The following is a 26,652-nucleotide window of genomic DNA, read 5'->3' as shown; positions in this document are numbered from 1 at the left end:
GCACTCGGCGTGACGGCGGCTACGCAGGCCTCCGACCGGATCTGGACCATTCCGAACCTGCTGTCCGGCCTGCGCCTGCTGGGCGTCCCGCTGTTCCTGTGGCTGGCCCTCGGGCCGGAGGCGGACGGCGCCGCCCTCGGGGTGCTCGCGTTCGCCGGGGTCAGCGACTACCTGGACGGCAAGCTCGCCCGGGTCCTGAACCAGACCAGCCGCCTCGGGGTGGTGCTCGACCCGCTGGCGGACCGGCTCTACATCCTCGCGACGATCATCGCGCTTACTCTGCGTGACATCGTCCCGCTGTGGTTCGCGCTGGTGCTCGTCGCCCGGGACGCCGTCCTGCTGGGGCTGGTGCCGATCCTGCGCCGCCTCCACGTCGGCACCACGCTGCCCGTGCACTATCTGGGCAAGGCGGCCACCTTCAACCTGCTGTACGCCTTCCCGCTGCTGCTGCTGTCCGCCGGCGACTCCTGGCTGGCGACGGCAGCCCGTCCTGTCGGGTGGGCGTTCGCCATCTGGGGTACCGCCCTGTACTGGTGGTCCGGTCTCCTGTACTTCGAACAGGCCCGCCGGCTGGCCGTGGAACAGCGCGCCCGGCCACCCGCCTCCGGATCAGCCGGATCGGCCGGATCAGCCGGATCAGCCGGATCAGCCGGATCAGCCGGATCAGCCGGATCGGCCGGATCAGCCGGATCGGCCGGATCAGCCGGATCGGCCGGGCCGGCCTCCGGACCGGTGCCCGGGAAGATCGGGAGGTAAGCCTTGAGAGCCGTCGTCATGGCGGGCGGCGAGGGCACCCGGCTGCGGCCGCTGACCGCGAACCTGCCGAAGCCGCTGCTGCCCGTCGTCAACCGCCCGATCATGGAGCATGTCCTGCGGCTGCTCAAGCGGCACGGGTTCGACGAGACCGTCGTGACGGTCCAGTTCCTGGCCGCCATGATCCGGAACTACTTCGGGTCGGGCGACGAGCTGGGCATGCACCTGTCGTACGCCACGGAGACCACCCCGCTGGGCACCGCGGGCAGTGTGAAGAACGCCGAGGACGCGCTGCGGCACGAGCGGTTCCTGGTGATCAGCGGTGACGCGCTGACCGACATCGACCTCACCGCGCTCGTCGCCTACCACCGGGCCCGCGGGGCGCTGGTCACCGTCGCGCTGCGGTCGGTGCCCGACCCGCTGGAGTTCGGCATCGTCATCGCCGGCGAGGACGGGCGGATCTCCCGCTTCCTGGAGAAGCCGACCTGGGGGCAGGTGTTCTCCGACACGGTGAACACCGGCATCTACGTGATGGAGCCCGAGGTGCTCGCGCACGTCCCGGCCGGGGAGGCCGTCGACTGGTCCGGCGACGTCTTCCCCCGTCTGGTCGCCGCCGGTGCCCCGGTCTACGGCTACGTCGCCGGCGGCTACTGGGAGGACGTCGGCACCATCACCAGCTTCCAGCGGGCGCAGGCGGACGTCCTGAACCGGCAGGTGGACGTCGAGATCGGCGGGTTCGAGGTGTCCCCGGGCGTGTGGATCGGCGAGGACGCGGACGTCCATCCCGACGCCATCCTCAAGGGGCCGCTGGTCGTCGGGGACTACAGCAAGGTCGAGGCCGGCGCCGAGCTGCGGGAGTTCACCGTGCTCGGCAGCAACGTCGTCGTGAAGCGGGGGGCGTTCCTGCACCGTGCGGTCGTCCAGGACAACGCGCTGATCGGCCCGCGGGCGAACCTGCGCGGCTGCGTGATCGGCAAGAGCACCGACGTGCTGCGCGCCGCGCGCATCGAGGAGGGTGCGGTCATCGGGGACGAGTGCGTCATCCAGGAGGAGGCGTTCGTCTCGCACGACGTGAAGGTCTACCCCTTCAAGACGATCGAGGCCGGGGCCGTCGTCAACACCAGCGTGATCTGGGAGTCGCGGGGGCAGCGCTCGCTGTTCGGGCCGCGCGGGGTATCAGGCCTGGTCAACGCCGAGATCACCCCGGAGCTGGTGGTGCGCCTGGCCAGCGCCTACGCCACCACCCTGAAAAAGGGCACCACGGTCACCACGGCTCGCGACGGCTCGCGTGCCGCCCGCGCTCTCAAACGGGCCGTGATCAGCGCGCTCACCGCGGGCGCGATCAACGTGCGGGACCTGGAGGTCGCCCCGCTGCCGGTGGCGCGCTTCGACGTGCGGACCTCCGACGCCGCCGGCGGCATCATGCTGCGCTCCAAGCCCGGCGACGCGGAGCGCATCGACATCGTCTTCCTCGACGCGGACGGCCATGACCTCTCCCCGGCCGCGCAGCGCAAGCTCGACCGGGTCTTCACCCGCCAGGAGTTCCGCCGCGCGTTCCCCGGCGAGATCGGCGACCTGCGCTTCCCCGCCCGCACGGCCGACGTCTACACCCAGGATCTGCTCGACCGGGTCGACACCAGCGGCCTGGCCGAGGCCGACCTCAAGGTGGTCGTCGACCCGTCCGGGGGAGCGGCGTCGCTGCTGCTTCCCACTCTGCTCGGCCGGCTCGGGGTGGACGTGCTGACCGTCAACGGCCGCCTGGACGAGACCTACCCCGAACCCGGCGCCGCCCAGGAACGCCGGGCCCTGGACCGCCTGGGCGCGCTGGTGGCCAGCTCACGGGCAGCCTTCGGGGTGCGCTTCGACCACATCGGTGAGCGGATCACCATCGTCGACGAGCGCGGCGACCTGATCAGTGACGAGCGGGCGCTGCTGGTCATGCTCGACCTCGTCGCCGCGGAGAACCGCGGATCGACGGTCGCCGTCCCGGTCGCGACCACCCGGGTCGCCGACCAGGTCAGCCGGTTCCACGGGCTGACGCTGCGGCGTATCCCGATGTCCGGCGCCGGGCTTTCCAAGATCGTGGAGAACGAGCGGGTGGTGTTCGCCGCGGACGGGCGGGGCGGCTTCGTCGTCCCCGAGTTCGCGCCGGTGATCGACGGGCTGGCCGTGTTCGTCCGCCTCGTCGCGCTGGTCGCACGCACCCGCCTCACCCTCAGCGCGATCGACGCCCGGATCCCGCCGGTCGCCATGGTCCGAACCTCGGTGCCCACCCCCTGGGCCGAGAAGGGCATGGTCATGCGGCGCGTCGTCGAATCGGTCGACAGCGGCTCCGGGGCGCGGGTGGACACCACGGACGGGGTCCGCATCGTCAGCCTCGACGGCTCCTGGGTGCTCGTGCTGCCCGACCCGTCCGAGGCCGTCACCCATCTGTGGGCCGAGGCGGCCGACCTGGACGACGCCGAGGCCCTCATCCGCCGGTGGAGCGCTGTGGTGGCCACGGCGCCGCCGGTGGACGCCCCCACCGGCCAGGCCTGACCGGTGGTGACCGCGTTGCCGGCCGACGCCCCCGACGGTCGGACCTGAGCGGCGCGGACCTGAGCGGCGCGGACACGGGCGTGAACGTCCCGCCCAGGTCCGGGGCAGGAGCACGCCCCGACCGGCGCGGCACGGGGGRAACCCCCGGCCTTCAGGCCGGAGAGGACGTCAAGATGCCAGGTGTGCACGTACGGACACGGACACGGACCCACCCGCCGGCACCGTCCCCCGCGCCGCCGGTCGAGGACCGGCTGGTGACCCGCGGACAGCCGCGGCCGCCGTCGACCCCTGATCCGCCGGAGCCGACCCGCGGGCAGGATGCCTCGCCTCTCGGGCAGGTGACCGCGACGGCGCTCGACCCCGCCTACGCGCGCGTGGCCGACCGGGCGGCCGACCGGCCGGCCGCGTGGGGGCCGGCCTCTCACCGGAGTGTGCCGCGCCGTCTGCTTCTCCCCCTCGTGCTGCTGCTCATGGGCCTGCTCACAGCGGTGACGCTGCAGGCGGCAGCGCAGTCGGCGCCAGCCCGGGAGCGACTGCGGGACCGGCTGGGCGCCGTCTACGAAACCCGGTCGGAGCAGCGGGACGACCTCGCCGGTGGGGTGCGCGAGCAACGTTCCGTCACCGCCGACATGCTCACCCGACGGCGCCTGGCGGATGAGACCTGGGCCGCCGCGACGGAGCAGATCGGCACTCTTGCGGCCCCGGCCGGGCTGGCGCCGGCCCGGGGTCCGGGGGTCCGGGTGACGCTGGTCGATCCGCCGACCGGCCCGGCGTCCGATGCGGGGAACCCGCGCCCGCTCGCGCAGGGCCCGAACAGCCGGCTCGCCGACCACGACCTGGCCGACATGGTGAACCTGCTGTGGAGCGTGGGGGCCGAGGCGGTCGCGGTCAACGGGGTCCGGCTCACCGCACTGAGCGCGGTCCGGGCCGCCGGCGACGCGATCCTGGTCGGCCTGAGCCCGGTCGAGGCCCCCTACGTGATCGAGGCGATCGGTGCCCCTGGCACGATCGTGGCCCGAGTGGCCTCCGCGTCGGTCACCGTCCGGTTGCGCACCCGGGTGGGCGCTCCGCCGGACGCGGTCACCGTCGCGCGGCTCGACGAGGTGACGGTCCCGGCGGCGCCGGGCACCGACCTCCGATACGCCCGAGGGAGTGGATCATGACCCGTGAAGGCGCGATCACCGGACTGCTGGCACTCGTCGTCGGCGTCGTCGCCGGGCTGCTGGCCGCCCCGCGGCCGCCCGCCTGGCTCGACCCGTACCTCCCGGTGGCGGTGATGGCCGCGGTCGACGCGGCGGTCGGCGGGCTGCGAGCCGCGTTGGAGCGGGTCTTCTCCGACCGGGTCTTCGTGGTGTCCTTCCTGTCGGACGTCGCCCTCGCGGTCGCCCTGGTCGCACTGGGCGACGGCCTCGGGGTCGGTGGCGCGATGTCGACGGCAGTGGTCGTCGTTCTCGGGATCAGGATCTTCACCAACGCGAGCGCGGTCCGACGATCGCTGCTGAAGTCTTGACAGCCAACCACGAGGTCGCCGTCGGCGACGGCGCGGAGGGAGCAGCGCCTGTCGCGGAGGCGACTGTCGGCAACGCGACGCAGAGCGGCGGCGGTCTGGCGGGTCCGGCGTTGCGGATCGTCAGTGTCCTGCTGCTCGCGGGGCTGGGATTCGGTCTGGCCGTGATGGTCAGATCCGCCGACCCGGCCGACCGTCTCGGCAGGCTGCGACCGGACGAGCTCGCCGCCGAACTGGAGAACCTCTCCGTCGACGGGCAGCGCCTGCAGGACGAGGCCGGCGGCCTGCGTGCGACCCAGTCGGCGATCGCGGACGGCGCGCGCGGCGACGCCGACATCGACCGGGCCCGACAGGAGGCCGACGCACTCGCCGTGCTGGCCGGGACCAGCCCGGCGACCGGCCCGGGCGTCACCCTGACGATCAACGACCCGCGGGGCACCGTCGAGGCGTGGATCCTCGTGGACGCGCTGCAGGAGCTGCGGGACGCCGGGGCCGAGGCCATCGAGCTGTCGGGCGTGCGGGTGGTGGCCTCGACCTACATCGTCGACGCGCCGGGCGGGGGCATGACCGTCGACGGCGGCCAGGTCGCCGCGCCGTATGTCATGCGGGCCATCGGGGATGCGCATACGCTCGCGCAGGCGATGCGGATTCCTGGCGGGGTGCTCGATACGGTAGCTACCCGGGACGGCGCGCAGGCCGAGGTCGCGAACTCCGAGCGGATCGAGATCAGGGCCCTGCGCACCGTACCGAGCCCTCGTTTCGCCCGTCCTGCGGACTGATCGACAGCCCCGTGCGGACGGGTCGGGGGCGTCGGGCCGTCGGCGGGCCGACGTGTCCGCGACAGGCCGGTGCCGGTGTCCGGTACCAGTGCAGCACCACGACCGCAGGAGGCGATTGCGCTGTATCCCGAGGACCTGAAGTACACCCGCGAGCACGAGTGGGCCCGGGCCGAGGGGACCACGGTGCGGGTCGGTATCACCGCGTATGCCCAGGGGGCACTCGGTGACATCGTCTTCGTCTCGCTGCCGGAGGTCGGGGCGCCGGTCGCGGCCGGCGAGCCGTGTGGCGAGGTGGAGTCGACCAAGAGCGTCTCCGACATCTACGCCCCCGTCTCGGGCACGGTCGCGGCGCGCAACGAGGCCCTCGTCGCGGCGCCGGAGCTGGTGAACTCCGATCCGTACGGCGAGGGCTGGCTGGTCGAGGTGACTGTCGCCGAACCATCCGTGCTCGACGGGCTGCTGGACGCCACCCAGTACGGCGAGTATGTCAAGGAGCAGTAGCACACCGCGATGACCGGCTGGCGGCGGGAGGTCTCGGCGGGCCAGGCCTCGGCGGGCCACGCCGAGGCCACGTCTGACCGTTTCTGGGGCTGCGAGGCGGGCTCCGGTGCCCGTCCGGGGGCGGGGTGACGGTCGGCTGTCCGTCACCCGAAAATCTCCCTGCCGGACGATCCGTGTACGGACTGTGGTTGCCGGAGCATTCTTGGTGACGTGCAGTGTGCGTGGCTGTCGCACTTCAGGGTGGAGTGCAGGTTTGTCTGTTATGTCGTCGGGCGCTCCGTGTCAAGGCGGGGATGCTCGCCGCGTGCGTCCGGTGACGCCACGCCGAACAATCGCCCGCCGCACCCTTTTCACGACGGTGCTCCTGATGCACTAGCCTCGGAGTGCGCCGTGACGGCCGCGGCCGCGGATGCTGCCGCGTTCGGTCGTCTGCGTGGGGTGATGTCCCGGATGCGTCGGGTCAACCCCTGTCGGGCACCATTCCCGCTGCCGTGAGGGCGGCGGACCGAGCGGCCGGCCACCCGCATGCGGGCGTCCGGCAGGAAGCGGACGAGACTGTGTTCTGCACGAGGTGCGGCCAGCAGAACCCGTCCGACGCGCTGTACTGCGCGCGGTGCGGGTCGCCTCTGGTGCGTCCGGGCGAGCCCGTGGCGCCGGAGCGCCCCGCGGAGCAGACCTCCACGCTGAATCTCGCCGCCGCGCTCTCCGGGATCGAGGGCGACCACGTCGACGAGTCGACCGAGCGTGACGCCGTCGCCGCGGTCGACGCGCTGCCGCCCGGGTCGGCGCTGCTGGTGGTCAAGCGCGGCCCGAACGCGGGCAGCCGGTTCCTGCTGGACGCTGATCTCACCACGGTAGGTCGCCATCCGGAGAGCGACATCTTCCTCGACGACGTGACCGTCTCGCGGCGGCATGCAGAGTTCCACCGCTCGCCGTACACCAAGGGCTTCTCCGTCCGCGATGTCGGCAGCCTCAACGGCACCTACCTGAACCGCGAGCGGATCGACTCGGCCGAGCTCACCGGCGGGGACGAGGTCCAGATCGGAAAGTTTCGCCTCGTCTTCCTGACGGGGGCGACCTATGGGGGGGTCGGAGCACGGTGAACGGGGCCACGGGGCGGTGAGCGGCGGTAGCGGCGCCGCGGCGGAGTCGATGYGGCCGGCCGCTTCCGCGGGTGACGCCCGGTCGGCCGCCGGCCGGCGGGGCACGCCCGCGCGGGCGGGGGACGCCGCGAAGACGCTGAACATCGGCGAGGTGCTGGACCGGCTGCGCGCCGAGTATCCCGACATCACCCTGTCGAAGATCCGGTATCTCGAGTCGGAGGGGCTCGTCGAGCCGGCCCGCACGAGCGCCAACTACCGCAAGTACTCGCTGGATGACGTCCTGCGGCTGCGGCACGTCCTGCACGCGCAGCGGGAGCGCTATCTCCCGCTGCGGGTGATCAAGGAGGAGCTCGCCGCGCTGGACCGGGGGGAGACCCAGCTGCCGAGGACGGGTCCCCGGGCGGTGCCGGACCGGCCGGCGGGGCGTGGCCTGGACTCGCTGCTGGGGGCCGAGCGGATCCGGATCTCCCGCCGGGAGCTGCTGGCCGCGAGTGGGCTGGACGACGACGTGCTGGCGGAGCTGGAGAGCAACGGGCTCGTCGGGCCGATCGCGGGCGGCGGGTACTACGATGCCGACGCGCTGCTGGTGGCCCGTACCGTGGCCCTGCTGGCGGCCCACGGGGTCCAGGTCCGGCACCTGCGGGCGGCCCGGGCCGCGGCCGACCGTGAGGCCGGTCTCATCGAGGCGGCGGTGGCCCCGCTGCGGTCGGGGCGCCTCGGTGAGTCCGACGGCCGGGCCGCGGAGACCGTCGACGAGCTCGCCACGCTGCTGGTGCGCATGCACGCAGCGCTGCTGCGTACCCGGCTTGCCGCCGTTCGCTCGGGGTAGTGCACGGGTATCCACTACCCAAATGGTGCGATCATCCACGGAAAGTGAGAACCGACGGGCACGCTGACGCGGGGCGGTAGCGGGGATACTGTCTCCTCGTGGGGTTTTCTGGCTCCGGTCACAGCGTTCCGCCCTGCCCCACCTGCGCTAGGAGGTAGATCGGTGCATCGGCTGGACATCGTCGGCGTGCGTGTCGAGCTTCCGTCGAAGCAGCCGATCGTCCTGCTCAAGGAGGTGGGCGGGGAACGGTACCTGCCGATCTGGATCGGGGCGGTCGAGGCTACGGCGATCGCCTTTGCCCAGGAGGGCATCACGACCGCCCGGCCGATGACGCATGACCTGATGAGGGACGTGCTGCGGGCCCTRCAGACGGAGCTGACCCAGGTCACCATCACCGACCTGCAGGACGGCGTCTTCTTCSCGACCCTGGTGTTCGGCAACGGCGTGGAGGTCTCGGCCCGTCCCTCGGACGCGATCGCGCTGGCCATGCGGATGGGTGCGCCCGTGTACGGCGTGGAGGCGGTGCTCGCCGAGGCCGGCATCACTGTCCCCGAGGAGCAGGAGCAGGAACAGGAGAGCGAGCTGGAGAAGTTCCGGGAGTTCCTGGACACCATCTCGCCGGAGGACTTCAACACGCCGGGTTCGTGATCCGGGGGCCGGTGCCGGGGGCGGTGCCACGCTCTCCGGCGCAGCGGGCCCGCGTACCACGTAGGCGGCGCCGCGGGGCCGGGTCGGCAGGTCTGGCATGACCGACCCGGAGGCATGGGCGTGGCTGTGGGCCCGACACGCCGTCCGACCTGAGGCGATTCGTCCGGGTGAAACCGGACTCGACCAGCTGTCACCAGCATGTCCGCTGGACTACGGACACGCCGCCTTGGATCATTGAAGGGGCGATGCCCTGACCCTTACGGTCGGGCGAACCATCGCCGGGCCTGGCGGGGAGCAGGGGCTGTCCACCGCGGCGGGGGCGGTCGCGGTCGTGTCGCAGTGCTGCGGCGGCGCGTCCGTGGTGATGGGGTGGCGGTGGTGGTGCGACGGCGGTGATGTGTGCGACGTYGTCGGCGGGCGGGCCGTGAGGCTCCCGGACTGTCCGGAGGATGGGACTGGTGAAGAGTGGCACCTCGATGGGGGCAGCCGCGCGGGTGGCGCCGGACGATGAGGATCAGCACTGGGAGGATGACGAGCGGGCGACCATGATCGAGCAGGGTCAGCTCTTCGGAGACGAGATCCCGCAGCCGCCGGGCGACGACGTCGGCTACCGGGGGCCGACCGCCTGTGCCGCCGCCGGCATCACCTACCGCCAGCTCGACTACTGGGCCCGCACCGGCCTGGTGGTCCCGAGCGTGCGGGGGGCCAGCGGGTCCGGGAGCCAGCGGCTTTACTCCTTCCGTGACGTGCTGGTCCTGCGGGTCGTCCGCAAGCTGCTCGAAGCCGGCGTGTCGCTGCAGAACATCCGGGCCGCGGTGGAGCACCTGCGTACGCGTGGGGTGGCCGACCTGGCGCACCTGACGCTGATCAGTGACGGCTCGACGGTCTACGAGTGCACTTCGGACGACGAGGTCATCGATCTGGTCCGGGGCGGCCAGGGCGTCTTCGCGATCGCGGTCGGGCGGGCCCTGGAGGACATGCGCGGCCAGCTCGCCGAGCTGCCCTGCGAGCGGCCCGGCCAGYCGCCCGCGGCCCACCCGGGAGACGAGCTGGCGCACCGCCGGCGGCGCCGCAGCTCCGCCTGAGAGGGCCCGGCGGCTCGGCCTGAGCGGGCTCGGCCGCCGGCCGCCGCCCAGGCGGCGGCCGGCGGCGAAAAACCGTTGGGGATCTGTCGGTGCGCTGTCGTACTGTGCGCGGGTGACCGATCAGACAGCGATCCTCGTCGAGGGCCTCCGCAAGAGCTACGGCCGGCACACGGCACTGGCCGGGCTCGACCTGAGCGTCCGCGCGGGCAGCGTCCACGGTGTCCTCGGCCCCAACGGCGCGGGTAAGACGACCGCGGTCCGCATCCTGTCGACCCTGCTCTCGGCCGACGGCGGGCGGGCGGAGGTCCTGGGGGTGGACGTGCTGCGCCATCCGGACAGGGTGCGCCCGCGCATCGGCCTGACCGGCCAGTACGCCGCGGTCGACGAGAGGCTGACCGGTCAGGAGAACCTGGAGATGTTCGGCCGGCTCTACCGGCTGCCGTCGCGGGTCGCCCGGGCCAGGGCAGCCGAGCTGCTGGAGCGCTTCGCTCTCACCGAGGCCGCCGGCCGGCAGGCGAAGACCTACTCGGGCGGTATGCGCCGGCGCCTCGACCTCGCGGCGAGCCTGATCATGGCCCCGGCGGTGCTCTTTCTCGACGAGCCGACCACGGGGCTGGACCCGCGCAGCCGCCAGGAGATGTGGCGGGTGATCGCCGACCTCGTCCGCGAGGGCACCACGGTGCTCCTCACCACCCAGTACCTGGAGGAGGCCGACCACCTCGCCGACCGGGTCTCCGTCATCGACGGGGGCCGGGTCATCGCCGAGGGCACGACCGACGACCTCAAGCGCCAGATCGGCGGTGACCGGCTGGAGATCGTCCTCGCCGAGGGCGACGACACGGCGGCGGCCGCGGAGGTACTCACCCGGCTCGGCAGCGGCACGGCCACCGTCTCCGTCGAGGACTGGCGGGTGAGTGCGCCGGTCGCCGGCGCCTCGGTGCTCGCCGAGGTGGTGCGCTCCTTCGACGAGCTGGGCCTGACCATCGTGGACGTCGGGCTGCACCGGCCGTCCCTCGACGACGTGTTCATGACCCTGACGGGCCAGGGCGCGACCTCCGGCGATGTCGGCTCCACGGCCGGGGTGCCGGCCGGGGCCGCGCCCGAGGGGTCCGGTCCGGGAAGGAAGGGGCCACCCGCCCCGCCCGGTCAGCGGTCCGGTGGCGACGAGCAGGATCTGGTGAAGGCATGAGCGCTCTCGACCTGACCCCGGTGGCCGGCCGCGGCCGCCTGTTCTGGCAGGTGGCCGACGCCTGGGTGATGTGCCGGCGCAACCTGATCCAGACCTGGCGGGTGCCCGAGCTGCTGGTGTTCGCCACCATCCAGCCGATTCTGTTCGTCCTGCTGTTCACCTACGTGTTCGGCGGCGCGATCAACGTCGGCCCGGGGGTGGACTACGTCGACTTCCTCATGCCCGGCGTCTTCGTGCAGACGGTGGTCTTCGGCGCGATGCTCACCGGCATCGGCCTCGCCAACGACCGGGAGGCCGGGCTGGTCGACCGGTTCCGCTCGCTGCCGATGAGCCGTTCGGCGCTGCTCACCGGCCGCACCCTGACGGACCTGGTCCGCAACGCCTTCATCATGCTGGTCATGCTGCTGGTCGGCCTGGCGGTCGGCTTCCGGTTCGGTGACACCAACGTCCTCGCCGTCCTGGCCGGGTTCGGCCTGATGCTCGCCTTCGCCTACGCCTTCTCCTGGGTCTCGGCGGTGGTCGGGATGTCGGTGAGCGGCGTGGAGGCCGCCCAGTCGGGCGGGATGATCTGGGTCTTCCCGCTCGTGTTCGCGAGTTCCGCGTTCGCCCCGGTCGGTTCCATGCCTGGCTGGCTGCAGGCGTTCGCGAAGTACCAGCCGGTCACCACCACGGTCGACGCGGTGCGTGCCCTGTTCCTGGGCGGGCCGGTCGCCGAGGACCTGCTGGTCTCCCTCGCCTGGTGCGTGGGGATCCTCGCGGTCGCCGGTCCGCTCGCCGTACGCGCCTACCGTCGGGGCACCGCCCGCTGATCCACCGGCGGGCCGGGTCAGGTGCGCCCCTCCTCGTTCTGGGCGTTGCCCAGTGTGGGCTCGTAGGCGAGCCAGTCCGCGCGCAGGACGGGCCATCCGTCGGCGCGCAGCAGCTCCACGACCGCCGGGTCGTCGTCGACCACGACGGCGACCCGGCGGCGCGCTCCCATCCGGCGCAGCTCCGAGCGCTTGAAGATCCGCGCTGGCTGGCGGTCGTCGTCCGGGCGCATCCGCACCTCGCCGACGGGCAGGCCCTGCTCCCGCAGCCAGCGCACCGTCGCGGGGCGGGAGCGCTCCGGGCGCCCGGTCAGCCAGATCACATCGTGGTCGCGGGCGAGCGTGCGGACCAGCTCGACCCCCTCGGCCAGTGGCGGGTCGATGTCGGCGGCGGCGAAGAACGCATCCCAGTCGCCCGGGTGGACCCGCAGGAACCGCAGCCGGTGCCGGACGTCGGCCACCACCCCGTCGACGTCGATGACGGCCAGCGGCCGCTCGCCCGGCTCAGCGGCGGCCGCCGCGCCCGGGTCGGCCGTGCCGGGGAGCCTCGGTGCGTCGACCGGTGCGTCGACCGGTGCATCGGCCGGTTTGTCGGCCGGTGCGTCGACCGGCTCCCGGGGGCCAGCCAGCCCGTCCGGCGCCGTTCCCGGCTCCGTCGCCGGCCCCGAGCCCAGGTCGGACATGCGCCCCGGATCCGCCACTTCTGCGCCTCCCGTACGGCATTCGCCTCGATGGTCCTCCGCGGGGCCATTGAACACGCGCGACACCCTGGATACGGCGGCGGTCTCCCGACGGGCATCCGGTACGTTCCAGTTCGCCGCGGGTGTTCGGCGTGGATATCGGCCGGAGCGCCCGGGGACATCCCCGTGGTCGCCTGTGCCGCCTGCGGTGAAACGCCCCGATGCGACGGAACGGTAGCTAGCGTGGTGTTCCGGTGACCGGTCGCGGGTACGGGGTGCGCGTGCCGTGATCGTTGGCCGTGATGGGTGGGTTGTCGCGAGGAGGTCGTGGTGTCGGGCACACGGCGAGCGCGCCTGCTCGTCTCCGGCATCTCGGAGAGCCTGGAGGCGGCGCTCGCGCTGGCCGACCGGCTCGACGAGCAGGCGGGCCGGATCGAGACCGGCGAGGTGCCGCTCGCGGCCCCCCGCATCATCGACGCGGAGGAGACCGACCAGGCCGCTGATCTCGTCGGGGATGTGGAGGGCGTCGGCCTGGCCCTGAGCGAGGCGGGCGCGCTCGCCCGCCGGCAGGCCCCGGCGTTCGCCGGCGCCGGCTGGGAGGCGCCCGCGTGGGCGAACGCACCCTCCGACGGCTCTGCAGACCCCCCGATCGGGCCAGACGGGCGTCCCGGGCTGTGGCGGGTCGGGCGCATTCTGGTGCCGCCGGTGGGGCGTGGGGGCGTCCCGGTGGAGGTACCGCTGGCGCTTCCCCTGCTCGACGCGGGGAACCTCCAGATCGAGACCACCCGGGCGCGGCGCGGTGAGGCGGTGGGCCTCGTCCGCAGTCTGCTCACCCGGATCCTCGCGAGTGCCCCTCCGGGCGCGGTGCGGGTGACGGTCTACGACCCGCACGAGCTGGGTGCCGGGCTGGCCGCCTTCGCCCCGCTGCGCCTGCGCGGCGTGGTCGGGCCGACGCTGACCAGCCGGGCGCGCCTCGAACTCGCCCTCGCCGAGCTGTCCGGTGAGGTCGGCCGGATCACGGTCGACCGCCTCGCCGGCCGTTTCGACTCCCTGCGTGAGCGGGAGGACGCCGGCCTGCCCCGCTCGGAGCCGTGGCGGCTGCTCGTCCTGCTGGGCTGGCCATCGCTGCCGGACGAGGCCGCCCGTGCCCTCGACGCGGTGGCCTCGCAGGGCCCGTCCTGCGGCGTCCACGTCATCGCGGTGATCGAGCCCGGCGCGGGTGCGGGCGGCGCAGGCACCGGGGGCGGCGCCGGCGGTCCTGGAGCCATCGGTGCCGGCGGATGGGCCGGTACGGAGACGGCCGGGGGAGCAGCGGGAGCCGGCGGCGGCTGGGGCGCCGGCGGTGGGGCCGGGCGCGTCTGGGGCGTGCTGCCCCGCGCGGAGACCATCACCGCGGCGGAGCTGCTCGGCGTGGCGGCGGACCCCGTCGCCGGCAGCACGGCACCAGCGAGCTGGCGGACGTCCATGTCGGGCACGCTCGGCTGTGTGCTCGACGACCCGCCGCCACCGCCGCTCGTCTCGGCGGTCACGAACCGGGTCGCCGCCGGGGTGGCGCGGGCCGCGGCCAGTGCTCCGGACCTGGGCGGCCTGCTGCCCGCGGGCCTGTGGGAGTACGAGAGCTCCGCGGGGATCTCCGTCCCGGTGGCGCACGGCGCCGACGGGCCGGTCGTGCTGACCTTCGACGACGACACCGTGCACGGCCTCGTCGGTGGCCAGGCCGGCGCGGGCAAGTCGACCCTGCTGCTCGACATCGTCTACGGGCTGGCCGCCCGCTACGGGCCGGACCAGCTTCGCTTCCACCTCCTCGACTTCAAGGAGGGCCTGGAGTTCGCCCAGTTCGCCCAGCGGCCGGGGGACCCCTTCTTCCTGCCGCAGGCGGACACCGTCGGCATCGAGAGCGACCGCGAGTTCGGTGTGGCCGTGCTGCGCGCGGCCCGGGACGAGATGCAGCGGCGCTCCGTGACGATGCGCGCGGTCGGCGCGCGGGACCTGCGCGGGCTGCGCGCCGCGGACCGCAGTTCCGCCTGGCCGCGGATCATGATCGTGATCGACGAGTTCCAGGTCATGCTCACCCCGCTCGACACGGTCGCCCGGGAGGCCGTCTCGCTGCTGGAGGTGCTGGCACGGCAGGGCCGGGCCTACGGCATCCACCTGCTGCTGGCCAGCCAGACCCTGTCCGGTATCGACGCGCTGGACGCGACGGCCGGCAAGCGCGGATCGATCTTCGGTCAGTTCGCGCTGCGGGTCGCGCTGCGGACATCCATCTCGGAGTCGCGGGTGCTGCTGTCGACGGCGAACGAGGCCGCGGGTGCACTGTCCGGGGTCGGCGAGGCGATCGTGAACCGGCGCAACGGCCATCCGATCGGCAACGAGCACGTCCGGGTCGCCTACCCCGACCCCCGGGTGGTCGCCGGGCTGCGGGACCAGGTCAGCGCGCTGGTCAGCCGGGCCGTTCCGGCGATGCGCCCGCCGCGGGTGTTCGTCGGGCACGCACCGGCGGTCCTCGCCGACAACCCGGCGTTCCAGGCGCTGGCCGGCTGGCCGGTCCCGGCGTCCGGCGATCCCGGGGCGCACGGAGCCGTCGGCCTGCGCGGCGCGCCCGACGAGTTCGGTGCCGCCGGCGGGCACGAGGTGCCCGGGGCCGCGGGAGATCCGCTCGCGTTCGTCGGCGTGCCGCTGGACCTGGCGCCGCCGGCGGTCGGGGTGCGCCTCGCCCGGCTGCCGGGGCGGCACCTGGCGGTGCTCGGCCCGCTGCGGCGGGAGGCCGTCGGCATGCTGCAGGCGGCCGCGGTGTCCGTGGGGGCGCAGACGGCCGGCGGCGGCCTCGCCGTGGACGTCGTCGCCGCCGACCCCGCCACCGTGTCCGCGGCCGAGGCGATGGCCGAGGCGCTGCGCCTCGCCGGTCATCCCACCTACGTCACGGACGTCACCGGCCTGCGTGCTGTGCTGGCGTCGGCCGCGGCGGAGATCCGCGCACGGGAGGAGGCGGCGCTCGCCGGGCAGGCCGGTGCCGCCACGGCGATGCGCCTCGTTGTCGTCTTCGCGGTGGACGCGGGACGGGCCGGGCTGGAGGCCCGGGACGAGGCGTCCCGCCGGTCAGGGCTCGACGACCTGCGGACGGTGACCCGCCGCGGCCCGGCGGTCGGTGTGCATCTGCTCGGCTGGTGGCGCGCCCCGTCCCGACTCGTGGACGATCTCGGTCCCGGCCACCGGGACGACATCGCGGCCTGGGTGGCCACCGGCCTGCCCGGGGGGGACCTGTTCGGCCTGGCGGGGCACCGGCCGGTGACGGCCGGGACGACGCCGAACCGGGCTGTGCTGTTCGACCGGCACGTCCAGGCCGATCCGCGCACGGTGGTCCCGTTCGCACCACTCGCCGCCGGATCGGCTGCCGACAATGGTGTGGCGGTCTGAGGCCGCATGGCGGGAGGACAACGACATGAGGGCGGTGGCGTGACGGCCGATGGCCGGTGGAAGGACGGCCTGCTGGCCGAGTCGGATCCACGGGCCGGGGAGTCGTCCGGTGCCGGTCTCGCCGAGCTGCCGGGTGGGCCGGTCAGCACCGGGTCGATGGTCACCGGGTCGATGGCTGCCGGGCAGGCGCAGGCGCAGGGGCAGGCCGGCGGGTACGGGCCGCCGGCGGGGGCGTTCGGGGCTGCCGAGCACCCGATGGTCGCCGCGAACCGGTACCGGGAGCTCATGGGGACGTCCGACGCGATGCAGGCCCAGCTCGCCGAGCGGCTGAGCGCGCGGCAGGAGAGCGCCGACGTCGTCGCCCGGCGGCATCGGGCGGCGGCGGAGGACATCCGGTCCCGGGTCGCCACCGTGTGGTCGCAGGTCGGCGGCGCGCTGGCGCCGCACGGTCTCGACGGGCTGGACCAGCTGCGTCCCCGCGACGGCGGCGAACCTGACGTCGAGGCGGTCTACCAGCGGTACGCCGGTGACCTGGACGGCCTGAACCGCGGCCGGGTGGGCCGTTCCGCCGTCGCCCTGCCCGGGGAGACGGGCCGTGGCGGGAAGCGCTCCGGCGGGCCGGATCTGTCCGAGTCGGGCTCCGGCCGGAAGGTCCTGGGCCGGCAGGGCTCGGGTGCGGGACGCGGTGAGCGGACCGCCGCCGGGCCGCGGGGGCGGGACACCCGCCGCCGGGCCCCGGCGCCCGGCGGCGGCCTGGTCGGCCCCGACGGGCTGGTCGACCCGGAGCGGGCGAAGAAGCTCGCCTACCGGCTGTGCCTGGAGGTGATGACCCGGTCCGCGGAGCTGCGCGCGGTGAGCCGGGGCGGTACCTCGCTCTCGGGCGGGATCGTCACCGCCCTGGCCTGCGCGCTCGCCGCGGCTCTCACGGTGGCGGCCCGGGTGTTCATGGAGGCGCCCGCGCTGCCCTGCCTGGCCGCGGCCGGCGGGCTGGGTGCCGTCGCGGTGGTCGCCGGCGGGGAGTCGTCCGCCACGGCCGCCGTGCGGTCCGGACTGCTCGCGGCGGCGTCGGCGGCGGCGGCCGTACTGGCGACCTTCCGTTTTGTTCCGATCGAGCCGGCGGGGACAATCGGGTCACTGGCCTGCCTGGCGCTGGCCCTGCGGTTCGGGCTCGGCTTCGGTGCGGCCAGTGATTCCTCCCGATCCGCCGGTCAGGGAGGAACCGGGCGTCGCTGAGCTGCCGGGAACGGCATGCGGCGTCCGGACGACAGCGGCGGACGGGGCCTGGGCGCGGGCCGGTCATACCACCCGCGTCGCTGACGGAACGGAGTGCAGGTGGCAGGAACGATCGCCGACGTCAAGGCGCAGCTCGACGAGGCGTTCCGGCGCACGGAGGATGTGACCGGTCAGCTCGAGGGCGCCCTCAACATGATCGAGGAGGCTCAGGCGATGGTCGTCGCGGCCACCGACGGCAGCGAGCACCTCRCCATCGAGCAGCTCACCAGCGCACTCGTCGAGACGCGGGACAGCCTGGAGAACGCGCTGGCCGCGCTCGGCTCCGCCGTCCAGGAGGTCAAGGTCTACCGCGACGGTCTGTGAGCGGGGCCAGCGCGGGGTGGCGTGGAACACACCGTGTCGTCGGGCACATCCCGGGCGGGGCCGGAGCAGAGGCACCTCACTGCCCGCGCGCCCGCCCGGACGCTCCCGCGGATTGCCTGACCAGACGTACCAGCCGCGTACCGGTCCGGATCGCCCGGCGGGTGCGCAGGGAGTTCCCACACTGGTTGTGTGGAGGTGGTAACCGGCCGGGCTTCGGGGTAACAACCTTCCTGCCGCATGGCAACGCGGTGCATCCGGTAGCGAGGCTCACTACAGTCCGGATTGTCCCGTGCGCCCGGCGCCGACCGCCCGGCGGCTCCGGCCGGAAGCACGTCCCTGCGCCGGCCGTCTGCCTGTCGGCGCTGCCGGGCACCATGACGACCAGGAGGGCTCCTTCCGCCGTGTCGGACATCGACCTGCTCGATCTCCCACTGGTTCTGCTGTCCAACCGAGGTCCTGTCAGCTTCGATCGCGACACCGCCGGCCGAACCGTCACCCGCGGCGCCGGCGGCCTTGTGTCCGCACTGTCCGGTCTGGCCGAGCACCTGGATGACGCCGTCTGGGTCTGTGGCGCCGCGACCCCCGAGGATGCAGCCGTCGCCGGCGAGAACGACGGCGGCTCGATCCTCGTCCAGACCCAGCCGTCGCCACACGTGGTCGACGGGAAGCCAGACGGCCCGTCCATCCGGGTGCGGCTGGTGGTCACCGACCCGGCCGCCTACGCCGACTTCTACAGCGTCTGGTCCAACCCGATCCTCTGGTTCATCCAGCACGGCCTGTACGGGCGGTCACTGACGCCGGTGCTGACCCGCGCCGACCACGACGCGTTCGAGAACGGCTACGCGGCCGTCAACCGGGCCTACGCCGACGCCGTCGCGGACGAGGTCCGCTCCCGCGGCGGCAAGGCCCTGGTCCTGCTGCAGGACTACCACTTCTACCTGGTCGCCGAGCACGTCCGCGAACAGTGCCCGGACGTCGTCCTCACCCACTTCGTGCACATCCCGTGGCCCGGCCCGGACGAGTGGCGCATCCTGCCGGGTGACATCCGGGAGCGCCTTCTGCGTGGTCTTCTCGGCAGCGACGTCGTCGGCTTCCACACCCGCCGCTACGCCCGCAACTTCGTGCTGTGCGCCGGGGAGCTGCTCGGCCTGCCCATCAACCTCGACGAGCTGACCGTCCAGGTGAACGACCGGACGGTGCGTGCCCGCTACTACCCGATCTCCGTCGACCCGGCGGCGCTCGACGCCACCCTCGCCAGCGAGGAGGTGGCCGCCCACGTCGCGATGCTGCGTTACGTCTTCCTCGACGACGACCGCCAGCTCGTGCTGCGGGTCGATCGCACCGACCCGAGCAAGAACGTCGTCCGCGGCTTCCTGGCGTTCGGGACGCTGCTCGACCAGCACCCCGAACTGGTCGGAAAGGTGAGCTTTCTCGCGCTGCTGCAGCCGAGCCGGACGGATGTCCCCGAGTACGCCGACTACATCGCGCTGATCGGCGCCGTCGTCGCGGAGATCAACGCCAGGCACACCAAGGAGGGGCGGCAGCCCATCGACCTGCGGATGGTCGAGGACTTCGCGCTCGCCGTGGCGGCCTACTCCATCTGCGACGTCCTGATGGTCAACGCGATCGCCGACGGGATGAACCTGGTGGCCAAGGAGGTCGCGGTCGTCAACCGGCGCGGCGGGGTCCTGGCCCTGTCGGAGATGGCCGGCGCGCACGAGGAGCTGGGCGAGTTCGCGGTCACGCTGCATCCGTTCGACGTCCAGCAGATGGCCGACGCGCTGTACGCGGCGCTCGCGATGCCGATGGACGAGCGGCACCGCCGGCTGGCCGCTGCCGCCGAGCAGGTCCGCACGCACGACGTCCGCCGCTGGCTCGACGAGCAGCTGGCCGATCTGAGTCACCTGGCGGGTTTCTCCTGAGTCGTGCCCCGGCGGGTACGCTCGGCGGGAGGTCGGGTGTGGATGCCATGCCATGGTCGAGACAGGAGTGGACGTGTCGGATACCGGTCATGTGAAGGCCAACGCTGGGTCCTGGGCCGCGGTGTACATCCTCATCGCGGGTTTCGTCCTGGGGACCCTCGCGCTGATTCTCGGCTCTGTGCCGCTGTGGATCGGGACGGCCGTGGCGCTTGTCGTCGGTACCGGCCTGGGCGTGGCCTCCAGGATCATGGAGCAGGCCTACTAGGCCGCCAGGCGACTGTTCCGGCTGGTACGGCCAGGTCTGCTCCGCGGCCTGGCCCGTCGGTCGCTTCGTGCCCCGTGCCACCGGCGCGGGGCACGTCCCCTGTCACGCCCTGCCACGCCACGGGTGACGCCGAGCGCCGCCGGGCGGGTGGCCTGGCGGCCAGGTGCCGGTGATCAGGCGTCGGTCGCCTGTTCCGGCGTGCCCGCGGCCTCCCGCAGCAGGCGCGGGGTGACGAAGTCGGCCAACCGGGTGGTGGCCGGTCCCAGCTCGCTCCAGCGCGGCACCGAAAGATCGTGGACGGACAGCGCCGCCGTCGGGAACGTCGGCACCCGGTGCCGCTCGGACGGGTTCAGCAGGCCCACCACGAGCGTGTGCAGGCCCGGGTTGTGGCCGACGAGCAGCACGGAGGGCACGCCGTCGTCGATCTGGCGCAGCCGCGCCAGCAGGTCGTTCGCCTCAGCCAGGTAGAGCTGGTCCTCCACGAGGACGGGGACGCCGCTCGGCAGCGCGTGCGCGAGATGCGCGACCGTCTGGCGGGTACGGGTCGCGGCGGAGCAGAGCACCAGGTCGGGCTCGATCCCGGAGGCCACGAGGTGGGCGGCGACCACCGTGATCTGGCGTCGGCCCTTCGGCGAGAGTGGCCGCTCCTCGTCCCGAAGGTCGGGCCCGGCGGGCGGGTCGGCCTGGGCGTGTCGGAGCACCAGCAGCCGGGGGATACGCCTCACCGCACCGGACACGTCGTCCTTCCCGCCCTTCGCACGTCGGGGTGTCGCCACACGCGTCGCGACGACTCGCAGACTGCCGACAGGGGGACGCCCTCGTCAATGCCCCTGGCCGCGCCACCACCGATCGGTGGTGGTGGCCGAGGAGTCGGGCATTTCGGTCGGTTCGGTGGAAGGCCTCAGGCGTGAACTCGGCGTCCGGCCCGCCTTGCGCCGGACGACCGCGGCCCGGCCACCCCTCGAAGGCGATGGCCGGGCCATGTGCGCGTGGTGCCCGGGTGTGATCCGGCGTCAGCTCGCGACGGAGATCGACAGCAGCACGCGGTCAGCCGCAGCGAGCGCGTCATCCGCGTTCAGCCGGCCGCGGGGGACCAGCGAGGCGCGCTGGTCCGATGTCAACCCGCCCCAGACGCCGTGCTCCTCCTGGCGGAAGATGGCGGTGGCCAGACACGCCCGCTGCACGGGACAGTCCGAACAGATCTTGCGCGCACGGGTCTCCGCGGCGGCCCGGGCCTTGGTGTTGCGGCCGTCCGGCGGGAAGAAGGCGTCGGGGTCGCCGTCGCGGCAGGCGGCATCCTGCCGCCAGTAGACGGGCCAACCCTCGCCGAACGGCTGCGGGGGCAGGTCGCGACCCGGAAGGACGGGTACCCCGGCGCTCATCGCACCCCTCCCGGGTGAACGGAGTCGGACGGCGACAGGGACATGGGTGCGGCGGGGCTACCGACCGGTAGCATGCCGGGCTCACTGGGCATACCGTCTCCTGCTGACGTTGCAAAGGCGGACAGGTGCGCTGCGGACAGGCAATGCCCGGCATCGCGCCGCACGCCGGGCGGGTGGGCCTACCAGCACAAGTCGAGAGCCCCCAGGTGTTTCGTCGCGGTGCGGCCGGGGGCTGCTGGCGCTCCGCTCGGAAACGATCCCGTCTCGTCTCGTTAACCGAGGAACGTAGACGTCTCTCGACCGGATAGCAAGGGTTCCGAAACGCCTACGTCCGGATCTCTCTCTGGTGGCCTGATCTGCCGCCCTGCGGGGTGGCAGACCTCACCCTCTCAGGTCAATGGCAACCATGTAACTGGTTTGGTCCGCCGTGTGCGCAAGGTCTCTCGAACCCGAAAAGATGCTGCTGTACAGGCCTTTTGTACAGAAAGCAAGATCTTTTTCGGGGGGTGGGGGAGGGGTGTGTCGGGCATTTGAGGTGCCTTGTTCGGGCAGTTCGGAGCGCCGAGGGAGCCTGGTTGCCGGCAGGTAAAGGCACGTCGAACCCCGGCGGGTGGACCAGGCCGGAGGTCCGCAAGGACCGAAATGTGCCGAGGACCACACGAGGGTCCGCGCCGCCTCCACCGTCCGCGGACGAGTCGCGGCGGGACGCCCAGGTCGCTCCGCGGGCTCAGTCCGGTGCTGTCGGCAGGCCGGCGGTGGGCAGGCCGGCGGCCGCCCAGGCGTGGAACCCGCCGATCACGTCGGTCGCGCCGGTGAGGCCCAGGTCGTGCAGTGCGGCCGCGGCGAGGCTGGAGGTGTAGCCCTCCGAGCAGATGATCACCGGGATGACGTGGTCGCCGGTTGCGAACGGTGCGCGGGCCTCGCTCGTCGGGTCAAGCCGCCATTCGAGCACATTGCGCTCGATGACCACCGCCGCCGGGATGCCCCCCTCGGCGGCCCGCTGCGCGGCCGGCCGGATGTCGATGAGGACCGCTCCGTCGGCCACGGCCGCGGCGGCCTGCTCGGGGGTCAGCCGGCGCAGCCGGGAGCGGGCCGCGGCGAGCAACGCGTCGATGCGGCTGCCGCTCATACCCCGGCGCCGGCGGTGAGCGCCTGGCCCAGGGCGACGGCCGGCGGCGTCGCGGGTACGGAGCGGCCCGGCTGCCGGTCGTCGGCCGGCCGGTAGCGCAGTGGGAGCTCCGGGGGCGAGTAGGCGTGGATCGTGGTGGCCGTGCCCGGCCCTCGGTTGACGACCCGGTGGACGTGGTCGGCGCCGAACCCGGGGTGCGATCCCGCGCGGTGGCGGCGGGTCCGGGTGACTGCCCAGTCCGGGCCGCACTCGTCCTCGTCCACGATGCCCTCGGCGACGGCGAGCGCGCCCAGCGCCCCGCCGTGGTCGTGGATCTCCGTCTGCTGGCCTGGATACCAACCGATGAGCCACACCTCGACCACACCGGACAGGACCAGCCGGATGTACCAGCGCTGCCGCGGGTCGTGCCGGACCAGGGGGCGCCAGGCGTACTCGGCCGCGGCGAGCCCGGCGACCAGTTCGCGCAGGTCGGGCAGGGACAGCTGACGGGTCTCGTCGGCGAGGAACCGCTCGGGCACGAGTGGGGAGACAGATGACGATGGTCGCATCGAGGAGATCGGCGAGACCGGGGGCTGGCCCGGGGTCTGCACGCCGCCCGCGGCGAGCGCCGGGACGCGGGCCGGTGGCGGAACCGGGGTCGAGGCGACCAGCGCGGGGTGGATCAGCGCGGGGTGGATCAGAGGCATCGAGGCTCCTTCAAACATCGCCACCACGGCGACGGACCACAGGAGGACACGGCGAGGGGGCATTCCGCGCGGTGGCGCCACCACATCGACGCCGGCAGGACGTTCCAGGCGGGGACGACGCCGTGAGGGCGGCGTGTGCGGGTCAAGGCGGCAGGCCGGCCCGCGGGCCGCCCGGCGACCGCGCTGGGGGCGATGGGAGCGAGACGCGACCACGGCGGCGACCCGTACCGTGGCGACATGCCTGATCGGGGCGGCCGGCGCACCGGGTGGGGTCAGGCCCTCACTGGCCGGTGCTGCTGGTCATCGCCCTGCAATGGCCTCGGCGTCCGTGCGACGCCACCCCTGGCCGCCTGGAGGCGCCGGTGGTGGCGGGGCCACGTCTGCCGTGACCGGGCCTGAGCATGGACGGGCCGGCCTGGACAGGCGCAACCCGCGAGCGGTCAGGCCCGGGTGATACAGGCCGCGGCGCAGACCCTGCTGAGGTCGGTCACGCGGTCGCTGTGCAGGAGGAAGCCAGGGACGGCCATGGGCGCACTCTACGCCAGCCCCGCCTGCTCCGTGGCACCGAGCAGTCCGCTCGGTACACCCGGCGGTGCCCCGAGACGTCGGGTGTCTGGTTATCGTCACCTGAGGTGTGTGGACGGGAGGTGCGAGATGGTCCAGACCGGTGCCGGGACCGATGCGCTCGCGGCCTCGGCCGCCGAAGCCGGCTGTCCCGGCGGCGCGCGCCGCCCGCCACGGCCCGCCACGCCTGCGCTGCCCGCTCCGCCGACGCCCCTGTCCTCGTCTTCGCCCGGTCCGCCGCCGTCACCCCCGTGGGCGTCCCCACCGGGGCCGCGTGTCGCGCGTGTCGCACCACGGCCGGTCGCTGCGCCTCCCGCGCCCGCGTCGACGCCCTCAGCGGCCGCTCCGGAGGTGTTCGCGGTGCAGCACCGCATGCGCGGCCTGCTCGAAGCCGTCGTCGACGTGGCGCGCGAGCTGAGCCTGCCCGTGACCCTGCGCCGCATCGCCGAGGCCGCTCGGTCGCTGGTGGACTGCGACCTCGGGGTACTCGGGGTGCTGGGCCCGGACGGCCACATCGCCGAGCTGATCGGCGGCGGCCCGGGGCAGGACGTCCCGGCCGACATCGTCCGGATGCCACTCGGCCGGGGGCTGATCGGCCGGGAACTGATCGGGCCGCCCGGCCGGGACGGGCACGCAGCTCGTCCCGGCACCGTCGTCGTGGCCGCCGACGTCCTCGGCTTCCCCACCGGCCCGCCGGGAGCCGGCGCGCCGGGCTTCGGCACGTTCCTGCGGGTGCCCATCGCCGTCCGCGGCGAGGCCTTCGGGAACCTGTACCTCGCCGGCAAACGCGGCTCCGAGTTCACTCAGGAGGACGAGGATCTCGTCCATGCGCTCGCCGCGGCGGTGGGGTTCGCCATCGAGAACGCGCGCCTCTACGAGACGACCAGGCGGCGTCAGGCATGGCTCACCGCGAGCGCCGAGATAACGACCGCGCTGCTGTCGGTGGCCGAGCCGGTCGAGGCGCTGCGACTGGTGGCGCGGCGGGCCCGGCAGATCACCTCCGCGCTGCTGGCCGGGATCGTCCTGCCGGTGGCTGCGCCGGGGGCGGCCACCGGCCCCGGCGGAACGCCCGTGGGGCCGGGCGCGGCCCCGCTGCCAGGCGGTCCGTTCCGCTCCATGGCGGGGCGGGATGCCCGCGGCCCTGCCGCAACGGAGCTGGAGGTCGCCGTCGTGGACGGCGCGGGCGCGGACCAGCTGCGCGGGCGGCTGCTGGCCGACCCGGCGGAGCTGCTGGACGTCATGCGGGCCGGTCGGGCCGTGATCATCCCGCCGGAGCGGGCGGACCCGGCCGCGCGGCGCCTGCTGGGCGAGGTCGTCGACGGTATCGCGATCGGCGCGGTGATGATCGTCCCGCTGCTGGCGGCGGGCCGGCCGCTCGGGATTCTGGTGCTCGCGGCGGCGCCGGGGGTGGTCGCGTTCGAGCATCTCGACCTGGAGATGGCCGCCGCGTTCGCCGGCCACGCCGCGCTCACCCTCGAGTTCGCCCGGGTACAGCGGGAGGGCGAGCGCCTCGCGGTGTTCGAGGAGCGCGACCGCATCGCCCGTGACCTGCACGACGTCGTGATCCAGCGCCTGTTCGCCACCGGTCTGCAGATCCAGGGCATGACCAGGGTGATCGACCCGGACGCCGCGGTGCGGCTCAACGCCGCGGTCCGCGAACTCGACCAGACGATTGCCGACATCCGGCAGACGATCTTCTCGCTGACCGCCGCCTCCGGGCCGGTCGACCTGCGGTCGGAGATCGCCGCGATCGCCGCGCAGGCGGAGCAGGCGCTGGCCATCCGCCCGACGGTCCGCATCGACGGTCCGGTCGACTGCGGGGTGCCGGCGGTGATCCACCCGCACCTGCTGGCCGCCGTCCGGGAGGCGCTGTCGAACATCGCGCGGCACGCCCGCGCCACGCGTATTCAGGTGCGGGTACGGGTCACCAACACCGACGTGTCGATGCAGGTGCGCGACAACGGCTGTGGCCCTGGCGGGGCATCCCGCAGCAGTGGCCTGGCGAACCTGCGGCGCCGGGCCCTCGACCTGGGCGGGCGGATGGAGTTCGGGCCCGGCGAGGGCGGGATCGGCACGACGGTGACCTGGCAGGTCCCGCTGGTCCAGCCGATCCCGACCCCGCGGGTGCTGCGGCCGCCCGCCGGGCCTGGACCAGACGCCGGTGAGCCGCCCGCCGAGCCGTGACCCGTGCTCGCGTCGGCCCCGGCTCCGGGGCCGGGGCCGGCCGTCAGGACGACAGTTTGGTCGCGAAGACCGCGGCCTGCGTCCGGCTCTCCATGCCCAGTTTGGACAGCATGCTCGACACGTAGTTCTTGACCGTCTTCTCCGCGAGGAACATCCGCGCGGCGATCTGGCGGTTGGTGAGACCCTCGGCGATCAGGGACAGGATGCGCCGCTCCTGGTCGGTGAGGCCGGCGAGCCGCTCGTCCTCGACCGGCCCCTCCCGCAGGCGGTAGAGCACCCGGGAGGTGACGGCCGGGTCGAGCAGGGACTGACCGGAGGCAACCTGGCGCACCGCGTCGACCAGGGCGTTGCCGCGGATCTGCTTGAGGACGTAGCCCGCCGCACCCGCCATGATCGCGGTGAACAGCGCGTCCTCGTCGTCGAAGGAGGTGAGGATCAGGCAGGCGATCCCGGGGTCGTGGGACCGGACGTGCCGGCACACCTCGATCCCGCTGCCCTCCTGCAGGCGAGCGTCCAGGACCGCGACGTCCGGGCACAGCATGATGATCTCGGAGATCGCCTCGTCGGCGCGGCCTGCCTCGCCCACGACGACGATGTCCTCCTCGTCGGAGAGCAACTCACGCAATCCCCGGCGCACCACCTCGTGGTCGTCGAGGAGGAACACCCGGATCGACCCGGCCCTGGACGACCGGACGGGCGTCGCGCCGGATTCGGAACTGCCCGTCGATACCTCTGCCACCGTTGACTCCGCCCGACCCCGCTGTCATGGAAGACCGTCGCTGTATGTCACGTGCAGAACGCAGATTATAACCCTCTCGAAGGGGTGCTTCGGTGGGTTCGGGCGTTGTGCGGGCAATGCGCCGCCGCTCCCCGCCGGGACGGTGACGGCCCCGCCGCATTCGGATCAGTTCCGCGTGATCCGGGTAGTCACCGGCGCCGTCCGCCGGCCCCCGGTGCCCGGCTGTAGAGCCAGGTGGTGCGCCCGGTGGAACATTGTCGTGGACAATCCCCTCCGCGGCACCGAGTGCCCGCAGCGCGGCGGGACGCGGACGCGGGCGGACGCGGGYGGGGACGCGGGCGGGGGCGCGGGCG

Annotated in this window: 24 protein-coding genes; 18 read left to right on the top strand and 6 right to left on the bottom strand. The window is 73.6% G+C overall.

Features of this window, described 5'->3' with window-relative positions; all coding sequences use genetic code 11:
• Window positions 1–9 precede the first annotated feature (9 nt).
• The 12 genes from CC117_RS10940 (at window position 10) to CC117_RS10885 (ending at window position 11,741) form a co-directional block, all read left to right on the top strand.
• Window positions 10–756 carry a CDP-alcohol phosphatidyltransferase family protein gene (locus CC117_RS10940; RefSeq protein ID WP_071083605.1) on the top strand — a complete coding sequence of 249 codons (747 nt, stop codon included), beginning with the start codon at window positions 10–12 and terminating at the stop codon, window positions 754–756.
• An 18-nt stretch (window positions 757–774) separates the two neighbouring features.
• Entirely contained in the window at window positions 775–3,291 is a 2,517-nt protein-coding gene (locus tag CC117_RS10935; RefSeq protein WP_071083604.1) for a mannose-1-phosphate guanyltransferase, read from the top strand.
• Window positions 3,292–3,545: 254 nt separating this feature from the next.
• Window positions 3,546–4,454, top strand: coding sequence for a DUF881 domain-containing protein (locus CC117_RS10930; protein WP_241830001.1), 909 nt, complete (start codon window positions 3,546–3,548; stop codon window positions 4,452–4,454).
• Window positions 4,451–4,801 carry a small basic family protein gene (locus CC117_RS10925; RefSeq protein ID WP_071083603.1) on the top strand — a complete coding sequence of 117 codons (351 nt, stop codon included), beginning with the start codon at window positions 4,451–4,453 and terminating at the stop codon, window positions 4,799–4,801. The genes CC117_RS10930 and CC117_RS10925 overlap by 4 nt, the downstream gene beginning before the upstream one ends.
• Complete coding sequence (locus CC117_RS10920) at window positions 4,798–5,577, top strand: DUF881 domain-containing protein (protein WP_084131907.1); 780 nt, start codon at window positions 4,798–4,800, stop codon at window positions 5,575–5,577. The genes CC117_RS10925 and CC117_RS10920 overlap by 4 nt, the downstream gene beginning before the upstream one ends.
• Before the next feature lie 120 nt (window positions 5,578–5,697).
• Window positions 5,698–6,078 carry a glycine cleavage system protein GcvH gene (gene gcvH, locus CC117_RS10915; protein WP_071083647.1) on the top strand — a complete coding sequence of 127 codons (381 nt, stop codon included), beginning with the start codon at window positions 5,698–5,700 and terminating at the stop codon, window positions 6,076–6,078.
• Window positions 6,079–6,635: 557 nt separating this feature from the next.
• Window positions 6,636–7,181, top strand: a complete 546-nt coding sequence (locus tag CC117_RS10910) for an FHA domain-containing protein (RefSeq protein WP_018635126.1) — start codon at window positions 6,636–6,638, stop codon at window positions 7,179–7,181.
• A 16-nt stretch (window positions 7,182–7,197) separates the two neighbouring features.
• The gene (ftsR, locus tag CC117_RS10905; protein WP_071083646.1) at window positions 7,198–8,010 is read left to right on the top strand and encodes a transcriptional regulator FtsR; all 813 of its coding nucleotides are present in this window, start codon (window positions 7,198–7,200) and stop codon (window positions 8,008–8,010) included.
• A gap of 162 nt (window positions 8,011–8,172) precedes the next feature.
• Complete coding sequence (locus CC117_RS10900; RefSeq protein ID WP_071083602.1) at window positions 8,173–8,658, top strand: bifunctional nuclease family protein; 486 nt, start codon at window positions 8,173–8,175, stop codon at window positions 8,656–8,658.
• Between the two features lie 458 nt (window positions 8,659–9,116).
• A complete protein-coding gene (locus CC117_RS10895; protein ID WP_071083645.1) occupies window positions 9,117–9,743 on the top strand; it encodes a MerR family transcriptional regulator in 627 nt (208 codons plus the stop codon).
• Window positions 9,744–9,855: 112 nt separating this feature from the next.
• Window positions 9,856–10,932, top strand: coding sequence for an ATP-binding cassette domain-containing protein (locus CC117_RS10890; RefSeq protein ID WP_071083601.1), 1,077 nt, complete (start codon window positions 9,856–9,858; stop codon window positions 10,930–10,932).
• A complete protein-coding gene (locus CC117_RS10885; protein WP_071083600.1) occupies window positions 10,929–11,741 on the top strand; it encodes an ABC transporter permease in 813 nt (270 codons plus the stop codon). Before CC117_RS10890 ends, CC117_RS10885 begins: the two co-directional genes overlap by 4 nt.
• Before the next feature lie 17 nt (window positions 11,742–11,758).
• Here CC117_RS10885 and CC117_RS10880 read toward each other — a convergent pair whose 3' ends face one another.
• A complete protein-coding gene (locus CC117_RS10880) occupies window positions 11,759–12,226 on the bottom strand; it encodes a phosphatase domain-containing protein (protein ID WP_071083644.1) in 468 nt (155 codons plus the stop codon).
• A gap of 522 nt (window positions 12,227–12,748) precedes the next feature.
• On the opposite strand from CC117_RS10880, the gene CC117_RS39920 reads away from it, so the two are divergent.
• The 5 genes from CC117_RS39920 to CC117_RS10855 all read left to right on the top strand — a co-directional run bounded on the left by CC117_RS39920 (window position 12,749) and on the right by CC117_RS10855 (window position 19,615).
• A complete protein-coding gene (locus CC117_RS39920; protein WP_071083599.1) occupies window positions 12,749–15,832 on the top strand; it encodes an FtsK/SpoIIIE domain-containing protein in 3,084 nt (1,027 codons plus the stop codon).
• 39 nt (window positions 15,833–15,871) lie between these two features.
• The gene (locus tag CC117_RS10870; protein WP_071083598.1) at window positions 15,872–17,065 is read left to right on the top strand and encodes a hypothetical protein; all 1,194 of its coding nucleotides are present in this window, start codon (window positions 15,872–15,874) and stop codon (window positions 17,063–17,065) included.
• Between the two features lie 99 nt (window positions 17,066–17,164).
• Entirely contained in the window at window positions 17,165–17,428 is a 264-nt protein-coding gene (locus tag CC117_RS10865; RefSeq protein WP_071083643.1) for a hypothetical protein, read from the top strand.
• A gap of 401 nt (window positions 17,429–17,829) precedes the next feature.
• Entirely contained in the window at window positions 17,830–19,350 is a 1,521-nt protein-coding gene (locus CC117_RS10860; protein ID WP_071083597.1) for an alpha,alpha-trehalose-phosphate synthase (UDP-forming), read from the top strand.
• A 52-nt stretch (window positions 19,351–19,402) separates the two neighbouring features.
• Window positions 19,403–19,615 (top strand): hypothetical protein, encoded by a 213-nt coding sequence (locus CC117_RS10855; RefSeq protein ID WP_071083596.1) that lies wholly within the window; start codon window positions 19,403–19,405, stop codon window positions 19,613–19,615.
• A 173-nt stretch (window positions 19,616–19,788) separates the two neighbouring features.
• On the opposite strand, the gene CC117_RS10850 is transcribed toward CC117_RS10855, so the two are convergent.
• The 4 genes from CC117_RS10850 to CC117_RS10835 form a co-directional block, all read right to left on the bottom strand.
• Window positions 19,789–20,340, bottom strand: a complete 552-nt coding sequence (locus CC117_RS10850; RefSeq protein ID WP_071083642.1) for a SixA phosphatase family protein — start codon at window positions 20,338–20,340, stop codon at window positions 19,789–19,791.
• Between the two features lie 288 nt (window positions 20,341–20,628).
• Window positions 20,629–20,997 carry a WhiB family transcriptional regulator gene (locus tag CC117_RS10845; protein ID WP_018635137.1) on the bottom strand — a complete coding sequence of 123 codons (369 nt, stop codon included), beginning with the start codon at window positions 20,995–20,997 and terminating at the stop codon, window positions 20,629–20,631.
• Between the two features lie 727 nt (window positions 20,998–21,724).
• Entirely contained in the window at window positions 21,725–22,126 is a 402-nt protein-coding gene (locus tag CC117_RS10840; RefSeq protein WP_198541804.1) for a rhodanese-like domain-containing protein, read from the bottom strand.
• Complete coding sequence (locus CC117_RS10835) at window positions 22,123–22,812, bottom strand: cysteine dioxygenase (RefSeq protein WP_407673505.1); 690 nt, start codon at window positions 22,810–22,812, stop codon at window positions 22,123–22,125. The genes CC117_RS10840 and CC117_RS10835 overlap by 4 nt, the downstream gene beginning before the upstream one ends.
• Before the next feature lie 654 nt (window positions 22,813–23,466).
• On the opposite strand from CC117_RS10835, the gene CC117_RS10830 reads away from it, so the two are divergent.
• The gene (locus CC117_RS10830; protein WP_071083594.1) at window positions 23,467–25,560 is read left to right on the top strand and encodes a GAF domain-containing sensor histidine kinase; all 2,094 of its coding nucleotides are present in this window, start codon (window positions 23,467–23,469) and stop codon (window positions 25,558–25,560) included.
• A gap of 43 nt (window positions 25,561–25,603) precedes the next feature.
• On the opposite strand, the gene CC117_RS10825 is transcribed toward CC117_RS10830, so the two are convergent.
• Entirely contained in the window at window positions 25,604–26,299 is a 696-nt protein-coding gene (locus CC117_RS10825) for a response regulator (protein ID WP_071083593.1), read from the bottom strand.
• Between the last annotated feature and the right edge of the window lie 353 nt (window positions 26,300–26,652).

Source organism: Parafrankia colletiae, assembly GCF_001854655.1.
GTDB classification, from domain to species: Bacteria; Actinomycetota; Actinomycetes; order Frankiales; family Frankiaceae; genus Parafrankia; species Parafrankia colletiae.
The sequence above is the reverse complement of the archived record's forward strand: the minus strand, read 5'-3'. Positions and strand labels throughout refer to the sequence as shown.

Excerpts from the sequence above, each read along its gene's own strand:
- CC117_RS10935 (WP_071083604.1), top strand. The coding sequence starts at position 775 with ATGGCGGGCGGCGAGGGCACCCGGCTGCGGCCGCTGACCGCGAACCTG.
- CC117_RS10925 (WP_071083603.1), top strand. The coding sequence starts at position 4,451 with ATGACCCGTGAAGGCGCGATCACCGGACTGCTGGCACTCGTCGTCGGC.
- CC117_RS10885 (WP_071083600.1), top strand. The coding sequence starts at position 10,929 with ATGAGCGCTCTCGACCTGACCCCGGTGGCCGGCCGCGGCCGCCTGTTC.
- CC117_RS10855 (WP_071083596.1), top strand. The coding sequence starts at position 19,403 with ATGGTCGAGACAGGAGTGGACGTGTCGGATACCGGTCATGTGAAGGCC.
- CC117_RS10845 (WP_018635137.1), bottom strand. The coding sequence starts at position 20,997 with ATGAGCGCCGGGGTACCCGTCCTTCCGGGTCGCGACCTGCCCCCGCAG.
- CC117_RS10840 (WP_198541804.1), bottom strand. The coding sequence starts at position 22,126 with ATGAGCGGCAGCCGCATCGACGCGTTGCTCGCCGCGGCCCGCTCCCGG.
- CC117_RS10835 (WP_407673505.1), bottom strand. The coding sequence starts at position 22,812 with ATGCCTCTGATCCACCCCGCGCTGATCCACCCCGCGCTGGTCGCCTCG.
- CC117_RS10830 (WP_071083594.1), top strand. The coding sequence starts at position 23,467 with ATGGTCCAGACCGGTGCCGGGACCGATGCGCTCGCGGCCTCGGCCGCC.